Raw genomic sequence first — 23,158 nt, 5'->3', positions numbered from 1 at the left:
AGCTGGGGCTTAAAATCCCGTTTAAGCGCACCGAGTGAGTCAGAGACAAACGGTTTTATCGTTTGGCTCACGACAATCGAGGGCACAGCGGAGCTGGGCGAGATCAAAATCGCCTTTCTTTTCCCCCATTTTCTTTGGCGAGTCAAAGAAAGAGGGTCCCCGTCGCGGACTGCGACTGTAAACAGCCGTGCCGCAGGCACTTAAAACCATCAACACGTAATCTAAACATTGCCATTATTAATTGGGTATTTAACTGCAGAGCACGCCAATAAATACCCATAGAGATATACCCAGCAATTTCAACGTAGTAAACAAAAAAAGCCGTTCAAGTTCTGAACGGCTTTTTTGTGCTAAGCATCGACAACTTACCATCGAGACTAGAGCTTAAATCCAGCGACTATGGTTTTAAGGTGCAAGGCCATTTGTTCCAAGCCTTTTACCGAAGCGCCCACCTCAGACATGGCATCACTATTGCGCTGTGACATATTGCTGATGGTTTCGATATTTTGCGCGATGTCGGTGCTCGCCGCAGCTTGCTCACGGGTAGCGTTGGCAATGTCGCCAATATTAACCAGCAACTGCTCCGTCCCCACTCGCACCGTATTCATTGATTCAGCGGCTTGACGCGACAACTGCACGCTCGCACCCACTTGCTGCTGCGTTACTTGCATATGATCTCCCGCTTTATGAATCTCGCCTTGAATTGCATTCACGATTTTAGAAATCTCAATCGTCGCCTCACCTGAGCGGCCCGCCAGTTTTCGCACTTCATCAGCCACTACCGCAAAACCCCGTCCCATGTCCCCCGCCCGCGCCGCTTCAATGGCCGCATTCAGTGCTAACAAATTGGTTTGATCGGCGATGTCTTTAATCGTTTGCACAATCTGATTCACTTGCAACGATTGGGTATTCAAGCTTTGCATCGACGCGACCAAGTGCGCCATTGTTGCGTGAATTTGCGCGATTTCTTTCGCCACTTCATCGACTTTAAACTGGCTGGCCAAGGTTTCTTTGCCGGTCTCACGCGCTGTTTGTTCAAAATCATGCGCCGAATCGGCAATGTGCTGAATGCTGACAGTGACTTCCTCAACGCTCGCTGCGGTTGAGGTGGCGGCCTCGGCCTGATGAATTGACGAGGTTTTCACCGTTTCAGCAGGGCCGGCCAATTGCTGACTGGCCTGACTCACCGCTTCGCTTTGCGAGCGAACGTCTAAAAACATAGCGCGTAGCGTGACCACAAATTGATTAAACGCTTGGGCGGTGCGGCCTATTTCATCTTGGCCATGAATCGGCAATTGCCGCGTTAAATCGCCCTGACCACTGGAGACTTCTTCCATCGCTAGGGCTAAACGGCGCAGTGGTGCAATCAAGATATTCAATACCACCCCAAGCACGGCGACAATCAGCACAATGGCGATCAAACCGACCAAGATCGCCCAATTGCGCACGCTGACCGCCTCAGCCACCACCACCGACTCTGGCACTGCAACACCCACCGCCCACGGCTGCTGGCTATTGCCCATTTTAATCGGCTGGTATTCATACAACAGGCCATCACGCTCAAAACGCAGTGCTTTACCGGCGCTTAAATCAGCCATAAAGCCAGCCGGAAAATCGGCAGCATTGACTTTTTTACCAATTTTCTCAGCGTCTGGCGCAACCACATACAAGCCCGCATTCGAAATCAAACTCACATGCCCAACACCAAAAGGCTTGGCCTGACCGATGCTGGCCTGCAATGACGCCAAAGGCAAATCCACTGCGGCCACGCCCAAAAATTGCCCGGCCGCATTTTTAATCGCCACCACCAAAGAAGACATCAACACTTGCTGACCATTCACATCGTACGTCGCCGGCTCAGTCACCGAGTCTTGCTGGCGCTGCTTGGGGATAAAGTAAAAATCGCCCCAACCCGCGCTTTCGTAAGGCGCCTGATATTGCTGAGGATTGGCTCGAAATGGCTCGGCGGCGGTTTTTTGTGCCGATCCAAGTAACGTATCTTGGATGATTTTACCTTCACTACGAACAATATAGGGGGTATATCGCCCGGTAGGATCATGCTTGGGCCAGTCCTGCCGATACCCATCATCTTTACCATCGAGCGCATTGGGTTCCCACACCATATACAAACCCGAAGCCAGAGGCTGGGAAGCCAACATGCTCATCATCAGGCTATCGAGCACTTTGCGCTCAGGCACACCGCTGGCCTGCATCCCCGTCATCGCCAGCGCCAGATTGATAGGCAATTGGTAAGCGGCAGTAAACTGCCCTTCAACTTGATTGGCATACGAGCGCGCTTGTTCTTGCAAACGCAATAAGCCTTGTGCTTTAGCCGATTGATACGCATTGCTGGCAATGATTAAAATCATCGCCGAAAAACCAATCACAATGGCGGTAGTGGTGAACAGTAGGATTTTTGTTCTTAGACTCATCCGGCTTAAGTGCAGCATTCGAGATCCCGTTTAGCTATCAATTAATTATATTAATAATAACTAATGCAGCACTATTTGCCTAGACAAATCGCCACCAACCAGCAATCGCGCGCTATTCAACTTTAAAATAAATCACATGCTCGCATTCAACCTCAATACCAATGGCTTCGCCAATCGCATGATTGTGATGACTCGGCACCAAAGACAGCACTTTATGCCCGGAAGGCAGCGCCAAGGTGTACAAAAAATGCGCACCACGAAATACCTTGGCCACCACTTCGGCTTTGAGCGGGCTGTGATCGACATGCACAATATCGTCCGGGCGGATCAGCACTTCCATTTCGCTGCCAATTCCGCATTCAATGGGCACCGTGCGGCAAATTTCACCCAATTCAAATGCAATACAATTGGGGCCACTCAAGCGCGCGGGCAGCATCACCCCTTCGCCAATAAAATTAGCGACAAACCGATCCGCCGGTTCATGATAAAGATCATACGGCGCGGCCCATTGCCGCAATGCGCCCTCATGCATGACGCCCACACGATCGGCCATTGCAAATGCTTCGCGCTGATCATGCGTGACTAAAATCGCCGTCGTGCCACTGGCTTTTAAAATCGCCCTGACCTCTTGCCCCAAACGCTCACGCAACTCAACGTCTAAATTTGAAAACGGCTCATCGAGCAATAATAAACGCGGCTTGGGCGCTAATGCGCGGGCTAAAGCCACCCGCTGCTGCTGACCACCGGACAATTGATGTGGATAACGATCTTCCACATGACTTAAGCCAACCAGCTCCAGCAGCTCGGCTATTTTTTTGCTGTCTTTATTGGGCAAACCAAACGCAATATTGGCCGAAACGGTCAAATGCGGAAACAAGGCGTAATCTTGAAACACCATGCCGATACCGCGCTCTTGTACCGGCGTTTGCAATTGGGGCGAGCCCACTTGTCGCCCCGCCAAAACGATGCTCCCCGCCGTCAAAGGCTCAAAGCCAGCAATGGCGCGCAAAACCGTGGTTTTACCGCAGCCTGAAGCGCCAAGCAAACAAGCAATCTCGCCTTCAAGCAAGTCAAACGACAAATTTTCAACGACCTTACGCCCGGCAAATGAAACCGCTAACGCATCAACTTGTAGCAAAGCCATTATTCACTCTCTGATTTTCTAACCAATAAAATCACTGGCAATAAGCCACTGATTACAATTAACAAGCTCGGCAATGCGGCGTTTTGCCACATGCCTTCGGACGTCATTTCAAATACCCGCACTGCCAAGGTATCCCAGCCAAACGGGCGCGTCATCAAGGTAATTGGCATTTCTTTCATCACATCGACAAACACCATCAACACCGCCGTCATCACCCCACCTTGCAGTAGCGGTAAATGCAAACGCCACAACAAACCGCGCTCGCTCACCCCTAAGGTACGAGCGGCATCTTCTTGATTGCGACTAATCCTTTGCATCGCACTATCAATCGGCTGAAAGCCCACCGCCATAAAGCGCGCCGCCAAAGCCAGCAGCATCACCGCGACCGAGCCTTTTAAAATCTGAAACGTGGTAAAGCCCAAAGCATGGGCAATAGGCAGCAATTGGTTGTCTAACCACGCAATCGGTATAAACACCCCGACTGCCAGCACCGTGCCCGGCACGGCATAGCCGACGGTGGCGATTCGCACCAAGACCGAGGTGATTTTTGCTGGGTAGCGGCGTTGCACATACACCATCAACAAGGCCAATACCGTGACAATCAACGCCGCCAATAAAGAGATGCCAATCGAGCGCAAAATAAACCCTGGATAGCGTGAATCAAAATCTTCACGCCATACTTCAGCACACCAAACCAGCAATTGCGCCATTGGAATTAAAAACGCCAGCAACAACACCAACGTACACGCCGCTGTGGCCCAACGGCCTTGCGAAGGCGTCAGAATAATCCGTTCACGCGCCACAATGCGGCCATGATAGCGGCGCGCCCCCCGCCCCCAACGCTCAAGCCCGAGCATCAGCAGCACCAACAACACCAGTAAAGACGCCAATTGCGACGCGGCAGTCAGATTAAATAATGAAAACCACGATTTATAAATTGCGGTGGTAAAGGTATCAAAATTAAAAATCGACACCGTCCCAAAGTCAGCCAATGTTTCCATCAGCGCCAACGTCACCCCAGCAATGAGCCAAGGGCGCGCCATGGGCAAAGCCACAGCAAAAAACGCCCGTGGTCGTGACATGCCCAACATCTGCGCCGCCTCGAGTGCACGTTTGCCTTGGGTTAAAAATGCATTTCTGGCGAGCAAATACACATAGGGATAAAACGCCAGCGACATCACCAAGATCACGCCACCGGTACTGCGAATGCGCGGAAACCACGCTGATGAGCCCGTCCATTCACGCAATAACGTTTGCACCGGCCCAGTAAAATCTAAAAAGCCGACCATGACAAAAGCCAGCACATAGGCTGGCATAGCCAAAGGCAGCATTAAAGCCCAAGCAAAAAACTGTCGTCCGGGGAACTGGCATACGGCGGTGAGCCAAGCGAGCGGCACCCCCAAGAGCAATACCCCCACCCCCACCCCCACGATTAAGATCAGGGTATTTTTGAGCACATCGGGCAACACATATTCAGATAAATGTTGCCAAATTTCGGGCTCGGGCTGCAAAAAAGAGCCCATCACCACCAACAGCGGAATCAGTGTCAGCAAGGCTATTGGCAATAGCAATACCGCACCGCGAGGAGACATAAAACGCATAGCGATCCAAAAATATGAAAAAGGCAGCCGATTAACGGCTGCCTATCGATTGTAATCGGGCGCGGGCGATATGCCACGTTTTGATTACAATAAAATGATAGCGAAGTACGGCATCCCCATTTTAGCCAACAACATCAAAACACCCTAAAACGAAAACCACACCGTGTTTTGCTGCCAAAGGGCGCGCACTGCCGCTGAGATTATTTATACCCAGCGCGATCCATCAATTTAACCGCTTGCGACTGCAATTCACCGGCCTTACTCATATTGATTAGGTTTTGCTTAAATGGTCCCCAAGAAGCCACCAATTGATCCGGTTTAACTGCAGGATTAACCGGGAATTCCATGTCTTTATCGGCGTAGATATTTTGCGCTTTTGGCGACGACAACCATTCGATTAATTTCAACGCACCGGCTTCGTTTTTAGCGTAGCGCGTCACGCCCGCACCGGAGACATTCACATGCACGCCTTCAGCTTTTTGATTCGCCCAGAAGAGCTTGGCGTTAAATTTTGGATTTTTTTCTACAATTCGGCCGAAATAGTAAGTATTGGCAATCCCAACACCGCACTGACCTGCCGCAATGGCTTCGAGCAATTTCGTATCATCCGGGAATACATTGGTCGCTAAATTGGCCACCCAACCGCGAACAATTTTTTCGGTTTTGGCTTCGCCGTATTGCTCAATCATCATCGCAACCAAAGATTGGTTGTAGACTTTTTTACTGGTGCGTAAGCACAATTTACCTTTCCACTTTGGATCAGCCAAGTCTTCATACGTCGACAGTTGATCGGCGTTAACTAACTCTGGATTGTAAAACATAGTGCGCGCGCGCACTGACAAGCCATACCATTGCCCTTTTTGATCACGCAAATGCACTGGAATATTGGCATCGAGTACTTTTGAGCTCACGGTTTTAAGTAAGCCTAAATTGGATGCCTGCCAAAGATTGCCGGCATCGACTGTAATCAACATGTCCGCTGGTGTATTGCTGCCTTCAGCTTGTAAACGCGCCATCAGTGGACCTTCTTTATCGGTCAACACTTTGACTTCAACGCCAGTTTGCTGCGTATACGCATCAAACAAAGGCTTAATCAATTGCTCGTTGCGGGCACTATATACAGTAACCGTTTCCGCCTGAGCAAAGCCCGACATCAAAGACAAGGTCAGCACAGAGAATGCGATGCGTTTCATCATGAGTCATTCCAAAATAAAGAAGATAAAGTGCGGCCACTGTAGCACACAATAGCAATCATTCTCAATAACACATACAAAGCAAACCGACTCTTTCACGCTTAACCTTTGCGTCTGCCGCCAGCAGCGCTACAATCGGCCACCCAGATAAAGGAAAGCCCCATGCTTTGGTTTCGTAACTTACAAATTTATCGCCTGAGCGCCGATCACGCACTCACCAGCGAATCCATCGGCACCGAATTGGCTAAACGTCCATTTGTGCCTTGCGGCAATATGGATATGCAAAGTTGTGGCTGGGTTGCACCCGCCCGTCATGCGCCAGAAGAATTCGCCTTCGTACGCCAAGATGCCGTGTTGATTAGCCTCAAAACCGAAGAAAAAGTGCTGCCTGCCGCCGTGATTAAAGACGAGCTCGATCAGCGCGTTTTACACATTGAGCAAGAAGAAAACCGCAAAGTCGGCCGTAAAGAACAGCGAGAAATGAAAGAACGCATTACCGATGAGCTGTTGCCACGCGCCTTTACCCGCAGCCGCACCAATCGCGCCCTGCTCGATTTAGCCAATGGCTTAGTGATTGTCGATGCCGCGTCCGCTGCCAAGGCTGAATATCTACTCTCAACCCTTCGCGAAACACTGGGCAGCTTGCCAACGCGCTTGATTGATACCGAAACCAGCCCTGCGATGGCCATGACCGACTGGCTAACGAGCGAACCACCCGCGGCCTTCAGCATCGGCCAAGATGCCGAGCTTAAAGTGCCGGGCGACGAAGGCTCGATTGCCCGCTTTAAGCGCCAAGTGATGGACTGCGAAGAAGTTCGCCAGCATTTAGAAGCCGGTAAAATTGCCACGCGTTTGGCTTTGGCTTTTGGCGAACGCTTGACGTTTACACTCACCGAAGCGCTCGAAATCAAATCACTGGCGATGCTTGACGTGCTCAAAGACGAAGTCAAAGACATGGACGCCGAAACGCAAGACGCGCTCTTCGAATCGCAAATGGCGCTCTTAATTGGCGAGCTACGCGGATTTATTCCTGAATTGGTTGTAGCGCTGGGCGGCGAAACACAAAAAACCTAAGCTATTTAGTCGCCGACACCACCAAGTCAAACATTGAAAAGCCAACGCAGAGGCGCTGAGACGCAGAGAAAACCAGTGCAAAACATCAGCAAACAACGACTTAAATCGTGATTTTTACTGGGGTTTAAGTTCCAACTTGGCTTTTCTCTGCGCCTCTGCGTCTCTGCGTCAAAAGGTTTTTTATAGAGTGAACGGCATGACGCTAACGAGGCTGTTTTTTATACGGCAAACCGATAACTACAACGTCAAAGCGAGTTTAAAACCCTGCTCAATCGCCCGCTTAGCATCGAGTTCGCCCGCCTCCAGCGCGCCGCCAATCAAATACACCGACTGCTGCAAAGCTTGCAGCTGAGTGAATAAATCACTGACCGACTCTTGCCCAGCGCACACAATGATTTGCTCGACTGGCAAGCATTTTTCAACGCCATCATGACGGACATGCAAACCGGCATCATCGATTTTTAGATATTCAACGCCACCCCATAAATGCACGCCGCTGCGCTGTAAACCGATGCGGTGAATCCAACCGGTGGTGCGGCCTGGCCCTGCACCAGGTTTACCTTTACTGCGTTTAAGTAACCAAACTTCACGCCCGCTATCGTGTACTTGTGGTGCAACTAAACCGCCTTGGTGGCTTAAGGTGGTATCCACACCCCACTCGGCCAAATACTCCCGCTCGGTATGCATGCCATTGACTAAGAAATCTGCGACATCGACGCCAATACCCCCTGCACCAATGACGGCGATTTTTTGTTTTGGCCGCACTTTGCCAGAGATTAAATCCGGATAACTCACCACACTGGCGTGATCAATGCCTTCGATTTGCGCCACGCGCGGCACCACCCCCGTTGCAACAATCACCTCAGCAAACTTACCTGCCAATTGCGCAGCGGTGACCCGCTGATTGAGTTGAATTTCAACGTTAAACTTAGCCAACATCACCGTAAAGTAGCGCAAGGTTTCGCTAAACTCGGCCTTGGCTGGAATATTTTGTGCCAAACCAAACTGCCCACCAATCGCCGGCCCAGCTTCAAATAGCGTTACATAATGCCCAGCTTGCGCGGCGGTCAAGGCCGCCATCAATCCCGCCGGCCCGGCCCCCACCACGGCGACGGTTTTCGGCTGCTGGCTCGTTACGACATTGAGTTCGGTCTCATTACACGCGCGTGGATTGACTAAGCACGATGCAGGTTTTCCTTCAAACACATGATCCAAACAAGCTTGATTACAGGCTATGCAGGTATTGATCTCTAGCGCACGGCCAGCTTGGGCTTTAAGCAGATACTCTGGGTCGGCCAATAAAGGCCGCGCCAACGACACCATATCGGCATCGCCACGCGCCAGAATATCTTCGGCGATTTCTGGCGTACTTATCCGATTCACCGCAATCAAGGGAATGCCCACATGCGGTTTTAGCGCCCGCGTTACCCAGCTATACGCCCCACGCGGTACGGTTGCGGCGATGGTTGGAATTCGGGCTTCGTGCCAACCAATCCCAGTATTGAGCAAGGTCACCCCAGCCAATTCCAACGCTTGCGCCAATTCAATCGCCTCGGCCAAAGTGCCGCCTTGCTCGACCAAATCGAGTAAAGAAATTCGGAAAATGACGATTGAATTGGGGCCCAAAGCCGCGCGCACCGCCTTGGCGATTTCAATCGCAAACCGCTGCCGATTGGCGATACTGCCACCCCATGCGTCTTGGCGAACATTACTGCGTTCCACCAAAAATTGATTAATTAGATAGCCTTCAGAGCCCATGATCTCGACGCCATCATAGCCAGCGCGCTGCGCCAAACTGGCGGTATTGGCAAAGTCGGCGATGGTTTGTTCGATTTCAGCGGCGCTGAGTTCGCGCGGGGTAAAAGCAGAAATGGGCGAAGCAATCGCCGAAGGCGCAACCGCATCCGCATGATAGCCATAGCGACCGGTATGCAATATTTGCAGGGCGATCTTACCGCCATTGGCATGCACTGCGCTGGTGATTGGAATATGCCGTGCCAGTTGACTGGCGTCATTGAGCATGGATGAGCCCACATACATACAGCCCGCCGGATTGGGCGAAATGCCACCAGTGACAATCAAAGCCACGCCAGCCGCTGCCCGTTCAGCATAAAAAGCCGCCAAACGTTCTGGCGCATCGGCATGCTCTTCTAAACCGGTATGCATCGAGCCCATTAAAGCGCGGTTTTTTAGTGTGGTAAAACCAAGATCAAGCGGGGTAAATAAATGCGGATATAAAGGCACTGCCGTCTCCAAACGATCGTTTGAATGACATTAGCCTAGTTCACCCTCGCTAGACTATTAGGGTTAATCACTCAGTCTCGATTAAACGACACTTTTAACCCCAAGCACACCCAACAGCGCGCACAATCAGCTAACACCGTATGTATTAGCAGCAAAGGAATATCCTGATTAGATGACCATCTCTGTCAGCAAGAAATTGCACTTATCGGCGCTGGCTTGTCGGCGAAAGCGCGGTCAACTGGGGTGATTCACGCCTATATCGGCATTGCTTTCGCGGGCAAGCCCGCTCCTACAGAATGTTGCTGACTTGGCTGCTCATCAGAATGCGTATTGAGCACTACGATGCAGCACTGTTGTGTGCTGCACCCTTCCCCCCCATCAGCGCCAATCAACCCGCCGAGTGCACCAAGCAATCAATGTGGCCGCCAGCGCAATCACCGCCATGCCCCACGCCAAATTACTCGCATGGGCAATAAAGCCAATCAACGGTGGCCCCATCAGCGCCCCAATCGAACCCATGGTCGTCACTGCCGCCAACGCCACTGCGCCATGCTTGGCGGCTGCGGCATACACACACGGCGACACCGCCGCCACACCCAAACCGACCAAAGCAAAGCCGATTAAAGCCGGTACCACGCCACCGATCACCAGTGCCATCGCTAAACCAACGCCAGCTAATAAACCACCGCCGGTTAACATTCGCTCAGCGCCCCAGCGCGTGCGCCAACCATCGCCCAACCAACGGGCAATCAGCATCGTACCGGAAACACAGGCAATCCCCAGTGGGGCCAACTGCGCCGAAGCGCCAGCCATTTCTTTTAAATACAAAGCCGACCAATCGGACATCGAGCCTTCAACCACCGTGCCGCACAGCGCAATCAAACCCAACCACAGTGCAATACCCTTAGGCATCACAAAACGTTTGCCATTGGACTGCTCGGCGTCTTTTATCTGCTCGGGCAGCAAGCCTTTACGCGCAAAAGCCACGCCAAGCCACAACAAACCAGCGGCAGAAACAAAATGAATCCATAAAGAATCCGTCAGCAGCGTCAGCCCAGAAGCAAACAACGCTGCCAATAAACCACCCAAACTAAACACCGCATGTAAGCGCGACATAATCGCCTGCTTACCCGCCAGCTCAACCTCAACCCCTTGCGAATTCATCGCGACATTCAGGCACGCCACAGCGATACCTTCCAGCGCCATCACCGCCATCGCTAAAGGAAAAGTCGGCGCCAAAGACAGCGCGATCAAAATCAATGGAATCGCTGAACCTGCCAGCAAGCAGAGTTTTCTAGAGCCCAATTTATGCAGCAAAGTGGCGGTAATCGGAAAGGAAAATACCGCACCCAATCCACTGGCCAATAATAAAATCCCCACCTCGGCGGCGCTTAAATCCAATTGCATTTTTAAGGTGGGAATGCGAGAAGCCCAAGTGCCAAAATTAAAACCTAACACCAGAAATAAAGCGGCCACCGCCAGCTGACTGCGGCGTAAAGAGACTGAAGAAATAATCACAAGGAGTCCGTCGGATCAACAACTAAAGGCGCAGCCTGCGGCTCGCTTAAAGCAGATAAATGACTAAAATCAGGCGCGGTGACGGTATCACCCCGCTCGAGCATATAAATAAACGCCAGCAATTCTGCCACAGCGCGATACAGCTGCGCTGGAATCTGGCTATCTAAATCAACTTGCATCAGTAAAGACACCATTTCTGGCGAATCATGCACAAAGATACCGGCTTCTTTGGCTTTTTCAATAATGCGTTCGGCCAGCAAACCCTGCCCTTTGGCCACCACGCGCGGCGCACTGCTGCCCTCGCGATAAGCCAGCGCCACCGCGCGTGATAACGGTTTATGTCTCATTGCTGACCTGATATTGCACGACATTGAGGCCGGCTGCCGCAAAACGCTCAAGCAAACTTGCTTGCTGCTGCTTGAGTAAATCAGCGGTATCGGCGTTCAGCGCGTTAAAGCGCAAATGAAACTGCCCGTGTTGCAAGCTAGCAACAACGCCCAACTCACCCAGCTTAGGCAAAGTCAAATCTAGTTTGGTTTGCCATTGCTGCTGCGCGGGGTTGAGCTCGCTATGCGCCTCGCCCTGGTTTTTTAACTCTAATTCCCAACGCAAAGACTGATCGGGCCACGCCACCCCTTGCCAAATCAAAGGCCGCTGCTCAAGTAAATCGACTTGCTGGCGAACCAATTGCCGCATCGCTTGCTCGGGCGGTATATCCTCATTTTTTTTATGCAACAACAAGGCATCCGCCGCCATGGTCGTGGTTTGACGCGCTAAAGGCAGATCACTCTTTAGTGTTTGTTCGGCACCTGCGGCAAGATTAAATTGCGCCTGTGGCTCTTTTAATAAGGTTTGTAAAGGCCGCTGTCCACTCACCCATTCGGCTTGATGCGACTCATAAAACAAGCCACTTTCTGCTAAACGCCCAGCCAATTGGCCAGCCAATTGCGCCGAATTTGGTGAAGCCATAAACAAAGGCTGAGCTTGCTGTAATACCGCTGTTTTGCCATCCGTTGGCGCGTTTAATACAGCGCTAAGCATCGCTGCGCCTTGACTTAATGCCACATTTGGCGCTGGTGCTATAGTTGGCTTGGCTTCAGCTTGAGCCAGACTAAAGGTGAGCGTTGGCGTTTTAGCCAACACTGTTAAATCGAGTTTTTCACCGGGTTGAGTATTGCGGGGTAAGTTAAGATCGAGCAATTGATCTTTAATCAGCACCGCAAAGCGGCCATTGGGTAACAGATTGGTGACTGTTGCTTGAACTTTCTCGCCCACAGTCAGGCGAATATCATCAGGGGAGAGTTTGACCGCCTCTAAAACACCTTGCTGACCGCGCAAATATTGCGTTAGCAAGGTGCTGGCCATATTACCCGGCAGCATTAGTTGCGTTCCGCGCTACGATAAATCGCCACAATCAAATCGGCCTCGCCACGAGAAATCCCACAAGCCGCCGCCACTTCCGGCGCATCTGCCCCGGTTTGCGCTAGCCGAATCGCGTGGGAGTAAGGGGATTCTGGATCTTGAACAAGCGCAGAGGATACTGATAATGCGTTTAATGAATTATGTTCAAAGTCCGAAGACGGCAATTGCACAGCAATTGCAGCAAGGCGCACACGTGTATTGGCCAATTCATTACGTAAATCATCAATTTGCAGTTGCAGATTTACAGTTAAATCTGTCGCTTTATTCTTTCGACCATGTCGCAGCCAAAAAAACACCAACTCTGCAGCGTAAAAAATGAGAAGTAAAATACCCACGTAGAGTAATTGTAGCCAAGTTAGATAGACGCCCGCGTTATGCACAATACCCCCATTAATATACCCTAGCGATAGCTGATACTCAGCTTGCGAGACTGAACAATAGTTTGCAGCAAGTCTTGCAACTCGGTCCGCCAAGCCGATGATGCAGCAATTAAGGACACATGCACCGTTTCAATTTCAAGCAGTATTTTTTTTAATTCTATTTGATCATTCTTTGAAAAATCGAGCCAATTGATATTAGATCGACGAGAAATCAATTCATCATACGCCGGCCACGCAAGAAAAAAATCATCCCAAGCTTCATTCTTCGCCATGCCCAGCAAGCTTTCGGACAGAATCAGTAACTGCTGCATTTCATTTAAAATAGCCATTCAATCAAGCTCGGCCAAAACTTAAATTATTCAACTCTGGCAATTTTTCAGAACTCTGAGGGCTTATTTGCAATCGAGGATCGATACTTTCCCATGATAATTTAAGCTGATTTAATAACAATAAAACCTCATCGAGTAACTCGACCCGATTATGCAAATTAGCTAACATTAACTGATAAGCTGCATATTCATATAAAGAATCTAAATTATTAACGATTTCACCGCCAATCTGTTTATCCAAAGAAAGTCGTAGACCCTCCTCAATAATGGCTATCGCCTTGCTAATACTTTCACCTTTTGCTGCGATATTACCTTGCTGTAGATGAAATTTTGCCAAATTAATTGATTTAATCGCACCATCAAACAACATCACGATCAAACGATGGGGGCTAGCCGTTGCAACTTGCTCATCAATTGTGGCTGCCCCATATGCTTTCATTGCACCTTTATGCATAACGCCTACCCCTTAGGCAAATTTGCCAATTGCTGGCTTAACCAGCCTGAAGTTTGCTGCATTTTGGCAACATTAATATCTAACATTGTAAATTGCTCTCTATATCGTTTCTCTACCGAATCAAAGCGTCGCGTCAATAATTCTCGCTGCTGCCCAATATTTTTTACTGAGCTTTTTAAACCGTCCACTTTAGAATCAAAAGTACCTTTTGTATCAACCAATCGCTTTAGGATTTGATCAAACTGATAAGCAATGCCTGTTTTTGCAGTTTCTGGCACAATCGTTGAATTTGCCACTTTATCATAAGCACCAAAAAATTTAGCCACATTCGCTGGATCAGCAGCAATTGATTTTTCTAATTTACTTTTATCAAACTTTAATGAACCATCTCTTTGTACCGAAACACCAATACCCATCATGGTTTGTAAATCGCCAGTACCTTCAATAGAAATTCCTAGCAAATTTCTAATCGCCGTTTGCGCACTACGAATAGTACTATCGCCATTTAAAATAGCAGTTTGCTTGGTTTCTGCATTATATGCCGAGGCATCGTTAAGCATTTTATTCGTATCGTTATAAGCCTTAACTAAAGCATCAACCATACTTGAAACAGAAGCACTATCGGATTTAACTTCCAAATTAATTGCCGCTGTCGTTTTTTTATTCAGCGTAATCGTGGCATTACTCACCACATCGGCAATCGTGTTGCTGGAGCGCTGAATCGATACGCCATTCAGTATAAAAGTAGCATCTTTTGCTTCATTGCCCGCTAGCACTTCAAAACCTGCGGTCAATGCATCGGGATCATACGTTAATTTATTTAAATCGGTCGCCACACCAGGTGCCGCTACGTCTATTTTAATGCCATTGGCCTTGCCCGTATCTTTACTTAGCAAACTCAAACGCACATCACCATTGGCCGCTTGAATTAAACTCGCGGTAACACCCACATCTTTGGCATTAATTTGATCTCGAACTTCTGCCAAAGTTAAATTACCATCGCTACCGGGATCTAAATCAATATTGACCGGTGTTTTAGTCGTATTAGGAATAAACGCACTCGTTCCATTGGCATCACCAAATGTAATCGTGATTTTCCCTTTACCGCCCAATGCGGCCGAGGTCGCCAGAATCTGGCTATCGGCGGTAAATACCCCACTCTTGCTGGTTAACTTTTGGCTATTGGCCAGCTCTTGCACCTCAAGACTATAAGCGCCTGCTGCGGCACCGGCAGTCACACTTAAACTGGCAAAGCTGGAGTCAGAACTACTGGCTTTTAAACCAACAAATTTGCTCATGTCTTGCAAAGCCACCATGGCCGTGCGTAGCGCTGAAATGCTGCCTTTTACCGTACCAAGTGCTGAGATTTTGGCTTGAATACCTGCTTCTTTAGTATCTAATTTACCCAATGGCGCACGCTCAACCTTCATTAATGAAGAGACAATCCCCGCCACATCCAAACCAGATCCCAAGCCAGACGAAGTCAGAGCCATATCGATACTCCCTTAATTAATCCTAGCTAGACAACCAAAGGCAATTAAGCCTTATCAACCACCATCATCCCTTGGAGTTTTTTCATTGCACGCGCAATGTCGACAATTTCTTCAGAAGGAAATTGGCGAATTGTTTCTTTAGTCGAAATATCGATTAATTTTACCAGACGAATATCAGTATCATCGTCAATTGAAAACTGCAAAGACTCATTATTTGACTTTACAATCTGATTGAGCATTTCAACTGCAGCCTTACGCTCTTCCCCGCTCGAATCACGCCCCCCCGCACTGGCACTTTTTTCCCCCGCGCCAACCCCGACAATCTGTTGCTGCGCAGCCAAACTGGCGGCTAGAACTGTTGTTGGTGCCGATCCAACATCGGTTGAGTTATTATTTTTGCTTGTTTTTGACTGCCCATCATTCATTGGTACCGAGCTTACATGAGCAATTGAATTAATTTGCATCATACACCTCCAATTAGAAAAACGCCCCGACTGCAAACACAGCCGAGGCATTAGTTAGACTATCAATTTACTACCTGGTTAACCACGAAGCAAGCTAAGCACTTGGTTTGGGAGTGCATTGGCTTGACCCAACATTGCGTTACCTGCCTGTTGCAAGACTTGATTACGCGTCAAACTTGCGGTTTCTGATGCAAAGTCCGCATCACGAATCCGACTACGAGATGCAGACAGATTTTCAGAAGTTGTCGACAAATTACCGATTGCCACTTCAAAACGCGATTGTAAAGCACCAAACTTAGCGCGCTGATTGTTGACTGAAGCGAGCGCAGAATCAATCGTTTTAATTGCATCTTGCGCATTAGCAAAGGAGGTAACATCCAAACCCGCGACTGAGTTTAACTTTGATGCCGTATTAGTGCCTTGCAAACCAGATGTATCAGTCACTTTAAAACTATTTTCCGAATCAAATGTTACTGTACCATTGACTATCGCAACCGCGGCAGCACCCTTTCCGTCATACGCAGCAGTAAGCGTTCCTGTGGTTGTATAACTTTGAACATCAAATTTAGTATTTGCTGTTGCTCCATTTGTAATCTTAATATCATTACCTGTTGAATTTGTTAATTTAATACTCGAATTTACTTTATCAAACTCAGCGACCACACCTGTTTTCGACGATTGAGCATTAATATTATTAATTGCTGAAGCATATCCACTTGCATCAGCTGTTGCCCCCGTTGAAAATGCAATAGTTACTGGAGAGGCGGCCGGATTATCGGAAACAATACTAAATGAATAAGCTTCATTTTGACCCAACTTCAATGAGCTAAGTGTTTTAGCCGTCGCGGTAACTCCAGTGTCTGACGTTGCCTGATTGACATTTTGAGCAATCGATTTAGCAGTATCTCCTAACACTGTTGTGACACTTTTAGACCCTAGATAACCAGCAACTACAACAGCACCTGCAGCAACGCTAGAACCAGACGCAACTGCTTTCTGATCGTTCGTTACTTGATTATTGCCGTAATTTGTTGTTCGAAAGTTAGCACCAGAGGCTGAAATCAATTCGTTCGCATTGGCACCAACCTGAAAATTCAAAGTACCGGCACTACCATCGAGCAATTTTGTACCGTTAAATGCAGTTTGCGTTGAGATCCGATCCAAATCTTGCGTCAGTTGATTCACCTCTGCCTGAATCGCTTGGCGATCAGACGAGCTATTACTTGAATTTGACGACTGAACGGCCAATTCACGCACCCGTTGCAAAATATCACCAGAGGATGACAGCGCGCCCTCTGCGGTTTGCGACATTGAGACACCGTCATTTGAATTGCGTTTTGCTTGATCCAAACCACGCACTTGACTCGTCATCCGTTCTGAAATCGCCAAACCTGCCGCATCATCTTTTGCACTATTAATGCGTAGACCAGAAGACAAACGTTGCAATGATGTAGAAAGCGCAGATTGAGATTTAGACAGATTATTCTGTGCGGTTAACGAAGGTACATTGGTGTTAATAACGGCGGCCATGATGCTGCTCCTTGAAGATTGATTTACGCTTCAGCGGTTCGCATCATTGCGCCGCCTACAACTGTTTTTTCGGTTGTAAAAAACAAAACTTTAGGACATCACTCCAGATTATTTTTTTTATGACCATAAAAACATACAAAACCCATCTCTGTTGAGCCATACAACTCATGCTTTCACTATGCAAGTATGCCGATCTAAGGTATCCACGCATCACGCCAAGCTTCAAGTCGTACACCATCCAAAAGATAACTTTCAACTATTTTCGCCTGCAACTGTAAACCCTCTGCACGCAACGCTTCCCGCTGACCAAGCTTCGCTTCGATCGCCTGCAACCAATGATCTTCACTAGTTTTAACCAAAGTAACGGGTAAATCACAGCGATAAGGCTCCTGATCACTCGCAAGCACGGGGTAACCACAAATGCCATATTCTAATAATCGAAGATTACTTTTACAGCGATTAAACAAGTTGATTTCTAATGGCGCCAATGCCAAATCTAAGTCCAATTTGGCCAACCGAGCTGGGTAAGACTCAATGCTTATCGGTGAATGATACTCAACCCATTCAGGCGGCATCCATTCTGGGAGCATACCCATAAATACCCATTGCACTCGATCCCCCAGTACTCGAACAGCCTTTTGCAATAGACGAAGGTCTCCCGTATGACTTACGCCGCCTGCCCAACCAATACGTAAGCGTTCATCCTGCCGCTCTTTTTTAATCGGCGTCACATCCCACCAATCGGGACATAAATAATTGTGTGCAACCACAATATTAGAATGGAACTTACTCAAAGCATCAGCTAATGAATCAGTTGACACTAATAATCGATCACAAACCGACAAACCTGCCCGTATACGTTTGGTAATATCTTTGGAAATTTGCCCACGATGCAAGCTGGAGCTTGGTACAGCAGGCAGATAATCATCCAATTCAAAAACAGACCACAATTCACGGCATCGACGTAGTTGACGTAAACGTTCAATATCAGGCCCATATACCAAACGCTGCACTACAATCGAGTCTGGTTGACTTTGTGCCAACTCGGCAGGTAAAGGTAGGCGACTAGCCGTAATCACATTCAGCAAACCTGATTTTTGCAAAGCTGCCGCAGGTTTTCGAACACGATACTGACCGCAGCCATAACTGTCTGCAGGCAGCGCGATGACTCGTAACAAATCTGCGTTAACTGCCTTTTTGGAAAACTGCTCGCCAAACTCGAACTGATGAAAATGAATGCCACTAACATCCTCTGACAAGTAACGGCTAAAATAGATATCCCGCTCTAATGCGGAAAAATTACGCTCACAAAAAGATTGCGCTGCTGGCTCACGAAGCCCGAGCTCAGACAATTCAACCGAATATTTATGGTTATCCCCCGCCCATTGTAATGGCGCATAGGGCGACCAATAGCAACGCCCCCCCTGCCCAGCAAGGCTCAAAGCAACATCAGTCGCAGCATAAAAATCCCAAATATCCTCAGGTATATTATCCAAGTCTTTAAATAGTTTAGTTCGTATGGCGATACCCCTAAAATCAAGAGCAGAAACCATACGACCAGTCTGACTTTGCCGCTGCGGAGCAACATCTAAAGTACTGCCGTGCAATAGATGATCGACGCCCCCTGCGCGCCCCAGAATCAAACCCGCACTGATGATTGCACCAGAAGGCGCAAGCAACAAACCACCACTTGCAGCAAGCTCGTCAAAGACGGACAGAGGGCCAATCAATGCACTCAACCAGCTCTTATGTAGCGCGCACAAATCAGCAGCCCAAAGCACGGCAAAATCAGCGGTTGCCGCTTGTATCATTGTTCTAGGTGAAGTTGGTGTGGCATCAACACGGCAAACAGACAAACGACCGGGTGCAATTTGGGTGATTTGATCAAGCAATGCCTCTGATTGTTCATCCATGCGAGTTGCAAGCAGCACAAGCTCCCAATTTGGATAGTCAGTCGTCGCCAATAAATTCTCGATCACCGGCAAAAGCAATGAGATCGGTCGATCAACGGGTAAAAGTACCTGAACCGCAGGCAAATTCTGATCGCCACAAACTAAATGGGTACTACCCGCCCACAAACCAGGGTGTATGTTCAATTTGATTGAGCAGTCATCTAACTCGTTTTGACAAATTGCCATCGCGGCGGAAAAGTCGACCTGTAAGTGCCCAATTGTCTTACTAACTAAAAATTGTGATAAATGAATCCCCGTACTAGTTCGTGATGCTGCAAGTACAAGGCGTAATAAAAACAATTCATCAAAACCTGTACATTCGGCAGAATCAACAGTCGCAAGAAGTTCTGCAGCAATCAACGCATGCCGTCCCTGAATGGGCATTGCAAACCAATCTAAGCGCTCTGCTGATGAGCGCAAAATAGCGCCATTGGCAACTCCATCCTCTTGAATTGAAAGTTCATCGCCATAGATTAATCGAACATATTCTCCAAAAGGCCAAGCGGCAAGTACTTGCAACCAGTCATCTTGAATTAATCGGTCACCCGCTTTTAATGGAAAAAACCATTGTCCTGCATGAATCAAGGCGATTTCATGCCAAAAGCCTTTAGGGACACAATTTGTTTGTAACCAAATAATTTGTGATGATGATTGAGTCGTTGAATGTGGCGTTAAAATTATTATTTTCGCAGCCAACATTGATAATATTGGCACAATACTTTTTAACGTATCACTAATAAGTTCCAATGAAGCATCTAAGCCATCAATAACAAAAACAATATTGGGCAGATTTTTATCAGAGAGCGCAGCATGAATATTTAAACGTTGTCGGTCATCAAGCGAAAAAGCCTTGAGCCAATCATTAAAAACACTATTCGCCGGCAATTTTTTCGGACTTGAAGAATACAAAGCATCACGTGTCGCCTCTAAGTAGGCGTAGCCGTATTTCTGATCGGGCTCGAGATGACAACCTTCTGCCCATTCATTCCAAGCATTCACAAAAATAATTCGTTCATCCCCCTCTTTCTCAACAAGCGTATGAGCAATCGTTGTCTCTAGCCATTTTCGATAGCAATCCGGTGTGCTATCGACAAAAACGGAAGCTCCACCCTTACGTCTGCGACTGGCATTATCCCAAGCAGGCATCACCGTTCGGAACCGTGTATATGCTGGCGTTTCACGCCCTGCCCAAGCACGGCTGCTTGCTGGATAGCTAGCAAGATTAATCAAAGGGTCAATGCGACTAAACTCTGGATACTCAGGACGAATTGAGCTTAATGAGACAATTTGAGGGGGAAACTCCACCGCAGCATCAAATCCAATTTCACGAGGATCATCCATCGAAAAACTCTGTACATTTGCTAGAAAAACCTCACCAACACCACTTTGACGCCAAACCTCACGCCAGCCAGCAGTAGCTGACTCAATATCAGGAATTAAATCTGGACGGTATATTAAAACAAGGGGTTTTTCATTAATTTTTATGTAACGAACATCAAGCAAATAAGGCAATAAATCTGCAGCAAAACGTTTATCACTTTCTTGACTATGGCACTGAGCAATTAAAACTTCTTCATTCCCACCATCCCAACGACGAGTCCAATTTTCATTGGCCCAACACAAGCAAAATGGCAAATCAATCTCAGGGTGAGCTAGTAAAATATCAACCGGTTTTTCTAATAGTCTTTTGCCATCAAACCAATAATGATAAAAACAAAACCCATTTATTCCATATTTTTTTGCCATGACCGCTTGACGGGAAAGGGCACTAGAATCAAGTAAATTGTAATACCCAACATCAGCATGCGGCACATGCGGCTGGTAATGCCCATCAAACAAAGGTTGTGCCGCTCGAACATTTGTCCACTCAGTAAAGCCTTCACCCCACCATTTGTTATTTTCTGTAATTTCATGAAATTGAGGTAAATAAAAAGCAATTAAACTAACTAATGGCTTAGGCTCAACAATTAATTTAGTTTCTTCTACTTTATTTTTTCTATAGGATGACTCATTCCAACGGCCCAAGCCATACACCGTTTCAAATAAATGATTATTAAACTGATCTACAACACTAAACAACTTTAAATCAAACTTATCACGTACAGGAGAAATCAATTTCTCGCAAAACAAAAACAAAGAATCCGCTGAAAAATATTTACGAACCCCTTCAATATAGTACAATGACACTACACCGCGAACAACTAAGAAATCAAATGTAAATTTATCTTTAGCTTGCCATTCTGTATCAATAATACTAAGCTCATCTTCAGCATAAATAAAATTTCCTGGCACCGCATCTATAAAACCAGGAAGGCTAAAACTATTAATTTCATTTTTTCTTAGAGAAAGCCAATCAATCCAAAGCAATAATAATCTATAAAATTCATCAACAGCCCCTCTATTCAATTCATAGACCATCAAACGACACAGATTACGTCCACTACGATACGCTTCTTTTAATCTCCCTATCGATAGAAATTCATTTTGAACAAATACTTTATCATCAACTGCCCTCTTACAAACAACAATATCAAAATTGTTACGTTTAAACTCTGTAATTAAATTATACCCGGGAGATCTATTGTATCCATACTTTCGTGCCAAAATATTTTTACTAACAAGAGAGGAAGAGTCATCAAATCCAGAAATAATTAAAAATGAATTCGATAAATCACCCAGCATACCCTCCTCTGCCAAACCATCAATAACAGCAGAAATATTAAATACTGAAGTTCCAACGCTAGAATAATCACGACACTCTAAATCAGCCACCAAATCAGCAACATTAAAGCTAGATTCTTGCATCCCACTTTCAGAAACAATAACCTCTGGAAGCTTATAATCCGGAAAAGGATAATGAAACTCCGTCCAAGAAAAACCAGCCTCACCTAACTTTCCAGTCAACCCTTTTTTACCTAAAGTAGTCACTTGATTACTTTTGTACCGACTTTCAATCCCATAAAATGGAATTGCAAGATGATCCTCAGACATACCAGAAAAATATTTAATTCCAAATTTATTTTCAATTGCTACAACTAGAACCCCTCCAGGTTTTAATGCTTTCTTTGCCATTTGAAGGCAACCAACAAAAGGATCAGGATAATCAAGATACTGCGGGGAATACTCCAAAACTCCGATCAATGTCACGACATCATAAATTGGCTCAAACTCAATATCTTGAAAATTAGAGCAATACACTTTAACGTTCTGGCAATACTCAGTCCGAGCCGCGGCCACCCTCGCGCGATCAATGGCACCCTCTACAGCATCAACCACACACCCTATCTTTGCCAAAGCAGCAGTAACAGCACCACAACCGCACCCCAACTCAAGCACTTTAGTTCCGACCTTCAGTCCGTCAAGATATTTAATTATATTGGCTCGCCTCCGGGAAAAATGATACTCAGTTGGCCAGTCACGGATATATGCAACCAAATCATCTTCATTACCACCACGACCATAAACTTCACGGACAGTTTTATAGATAAAATCCTCTGTTGCCTTTCCATCTGAATAAGAAAAATTCTTATTCACAGTGGAAAACCAAACCCTTAGTTCCGGGTCAAAGCAAAAATCAGATAATTTTTTCATACAAAGAAAAACCTCATTACTGTTTCAGTTGGACTGCATTTAATATTACGCTTGGCGTCTACTTTAAGTAGTCCGTTGCACCTGCATGGAAAAACTTCGAACCATTGTTGTAGCACAGCAAAGGTGCAAACGTCACCTAGACAAGAATAGTAAAATATTTCCATTTGATTACGTGTCACTACTTCATTAGATTTTATATGTAACGATCACAGTCTACTGCCTGACAACAAAGAAACCCATAGAGCTACAAAATTAATTACGTTTGCCTCACGCTGCTTGAATGATGGATCCGCAGGCCATTGATTTAAATAGACTTGTTTTTTTACATTCAAACCAT

At 47.2% G+C, this 23,158-nt stretch carries 16 protein-coding genes; 1 reads left to right on the top strand and 15 read right to left on the bottom strand.

What is annotated here, in order from left to right:
- Positions 1–377: 377 nt before the first annotated feature.
- The 4 genes from LG219_RS00655 to LG219_RS00640 all read right to left on the bottom strand — a co-directional run bounded on the left by LG219_RS00655 (position 378) and on the right by LG219_RS00640 (position 6,373).
- Positions 378–2,450: a methyl-accepting chemotaxis protein gene (locus LG219_RS00655; RefSeq protein ID WP_226762624.1), complete on the bottom strand. Its 2,073-nt coding sequence runs from the start codon at positions 2,448–2,450 to the stop codon at positions 378–380.
- Positions 2,451–2,544: 94 nt separating this feature from the next.
- Positions 2,545–3,576, bottom strand: a complete 1,032-nt coding sequence (locus LG219_RS00650) for an ABC transporter ATP-binding protein (RefSeq protein ID WP_226762623.1) — start codon at positions 3,574–3,576, stop codon at positions 2,545–2,547.
- The gene (locus LG219_RS00645) at positions 3,576–5,177 is read right to left on the bottom strand and encodes an ABC transporter permease (protein WP_226762622.1); all 1,602 of its coding nucleotides are present in this window, start codon (positions 5,175–5,177) and stop codon (positions 3,576–3,578) included. Before LG219_RS00645 ends, LG219_RS00650 begins: the two co-directional genes overlap by 1 nt.
- A 200-nt stretch (positions 5,178–5,377) precedes the next feature.
- The gene (locus tag LG219_RS00640; RefSeq protein WP_226762621.1) at positions 5,378–6,373 is read right to left on the bottom strand and encodes an extracellular solute-binding protein; all 996 of its coding nucleotides are present in this window, start codon (positions 6,371–6,373) and stop codon (positions 5,378–5,380) included.
- Positions 6,374–6,532: 159 nt separating this feature from the next.
- Here LG219_RS00640 and LG219_RS00635 point away from each other — a divergent pair, with 159 nt between their 5' ends.
- Positions 6,533–7,444, top strand: coding sequence for a recombination-associated protein RdgC (locus LG219_RS00635; protein ID WP_226762620.1), 912 nt, complete (start codon positions 6,533–6,535; stop codon positions 7,442–7,444).
- 237 nt (positions 7,445–7,681) lie between these two features.
- On the opposite strand, the gene LG219_RS00630 is transcribed toward LG219_RS00635, so the two are convergent.
- The 11 genes from LG219_RS00630 to LG219_RS00580 form a co-directional block, all read right to left on the bottom strand.
- Positions 7,682–9,688 (bottom strand): NADPH-dependent 2,4-dienoyl-CoA reductase, encoded by a 2,007-nt coding sequence (locus LG219_RS00630; RefSeq protein WP_226762619.1) that lies wholly within the window; start codon positions 9,686–9,688, stop codon positions 7,682–7,684.
- Positions 9,689–10,066: 378 nt separating this feature from the next.
- Positions 10,067–11,206: an MFS transporter gene (locus LG219_RS00625; RefSeq protein WP_226762618.1), complete on the bottom strand. Its 1,140-nt coding sequence runs from the start codon at positions 11,204–11,206 to the stop codon at positions 10,067–10,069.
- Positions 11,203–11,553, bottom strand: a complete 351-nt coding sequence (locus LG219_RS00620; protein ID WP_226762617.1) for an EscU/YscU/HrcU family type III secretion system export apparatus switch protein — start codon at positions 11,551–11,553, stop codon at positions 11,203–11,205. Before LG219_RS00620 ends, LG219_RS00625 begins: the two co-directional genes overlap by 4 nt.
- Positions 11,543–12,586 carry a flagellar hook-length control protein FliK gene (fliK, locus tag LG219_RS00615; RefSeq protein WP_226762616.1) on the bottom strand — a complete coding sequence of 348 codons (1,044 nt, stop codon included), beginning with the start codon at positions 12,584–12,586 and terminating at the stop codon, positions 11,543–11,545. Before fliK ends, LG219_RS00620 begins: the two co-directional genes overlap by 11 nt.
- Entirely contained in the window at positions 12,586–13,008 is a 423-nt protein-coding gene (locus LG219_RS15490) for a DUF2802 domain-containing protein (RefSeq protein ID WP_226762615.1), read from the bottom strand. Before LG219_RS15490 ends, fliK begins: the two co-directional genes overlap by 1 nt.
- Before the next feature lie 20 nt (positions 13,009–13,028).
- Entirely contained in the window at positions 13,029–13,337 is a 309-nt protein-coding gene (locus LG219_RS00605; RefSeq protein ID WP_226762614.1) for a hypothetical protein, read from the bottom strand.
- A gap of 4 nt (positions 13,338–13,341) precedes the next feature.
- Entirely contained in the window at positions 13,342–13,791 is a 450-nt protein-coding gene (gene fliS, locus LG219_RS00600) for a flagellar export chaperone FliS (RefSeq protein WP_226762613.1), read from the bottom strand.
- Positions 13,792–13,796: 5 nt separating this feature from the next.
- Entirely contained in the window at positions 13,797–15,284 is a 1,488-nt protein-coding gene (gene fliD, locus LG219_RS00595; RefSeq protein WP_226762612.1) for a flagellar filament capping protein FliD, read from the bottom strand.
- Between the two features lie 44 nt (positions 15,285–15,328).
- Positions 15,329–15,751 carry a flagellar protein FlaG gene (locus LG219_RS00590; protein ID WP_226762611.1) on the bottom strand — a complete coding sequence of 141 codons (423 nt, stop codon included), beginning with the start codon at positions 15,749–15,751 and terminating at the stop codon, positions 15,329–15,331.
- A gap of 75 nt (positions 15,752–15,826) precedes the next feature.
- Complete coding sequence (locus LG219_RS00585; protein ID WP_226762610.1) at positions 15,827–17,278, bottom strand: flagellin N-terminal helical domain-containing protein; 1,452 nt, start codon at positions 17,276–17,278, stop codon at positions 15,827–15,829.
- 194 nt (positions 17,279–17,472) lie between these two features.
- On the bottom strand, positions 17,473–22,821 hold the full coding sequence (locus tag LG219_RS00580) for a glycoside hydrolase family 99-like domain-containing protein (protein WP_226762609.1): 5,349 nt from the start codon (positions 22,819–22,821) through the stop codon (positions 17,473–17,475).
- Positions 22,822–23,158: the final 337 nt, after the last annotated feature.

This window comes from Deefgea salmonis (genome assembly GCF_020531905.1).
Taxonomy (GTDB): domain Bacteria; phylum Pseudomonadota; class Gammaproteobacteria; order Burkholderiales; family Chitinibacteraceae; genus Deefgea; species Deefgea salmonis.
This window is presented reverse-complemented; position numbering and strand designations above follow the sequence as displayed.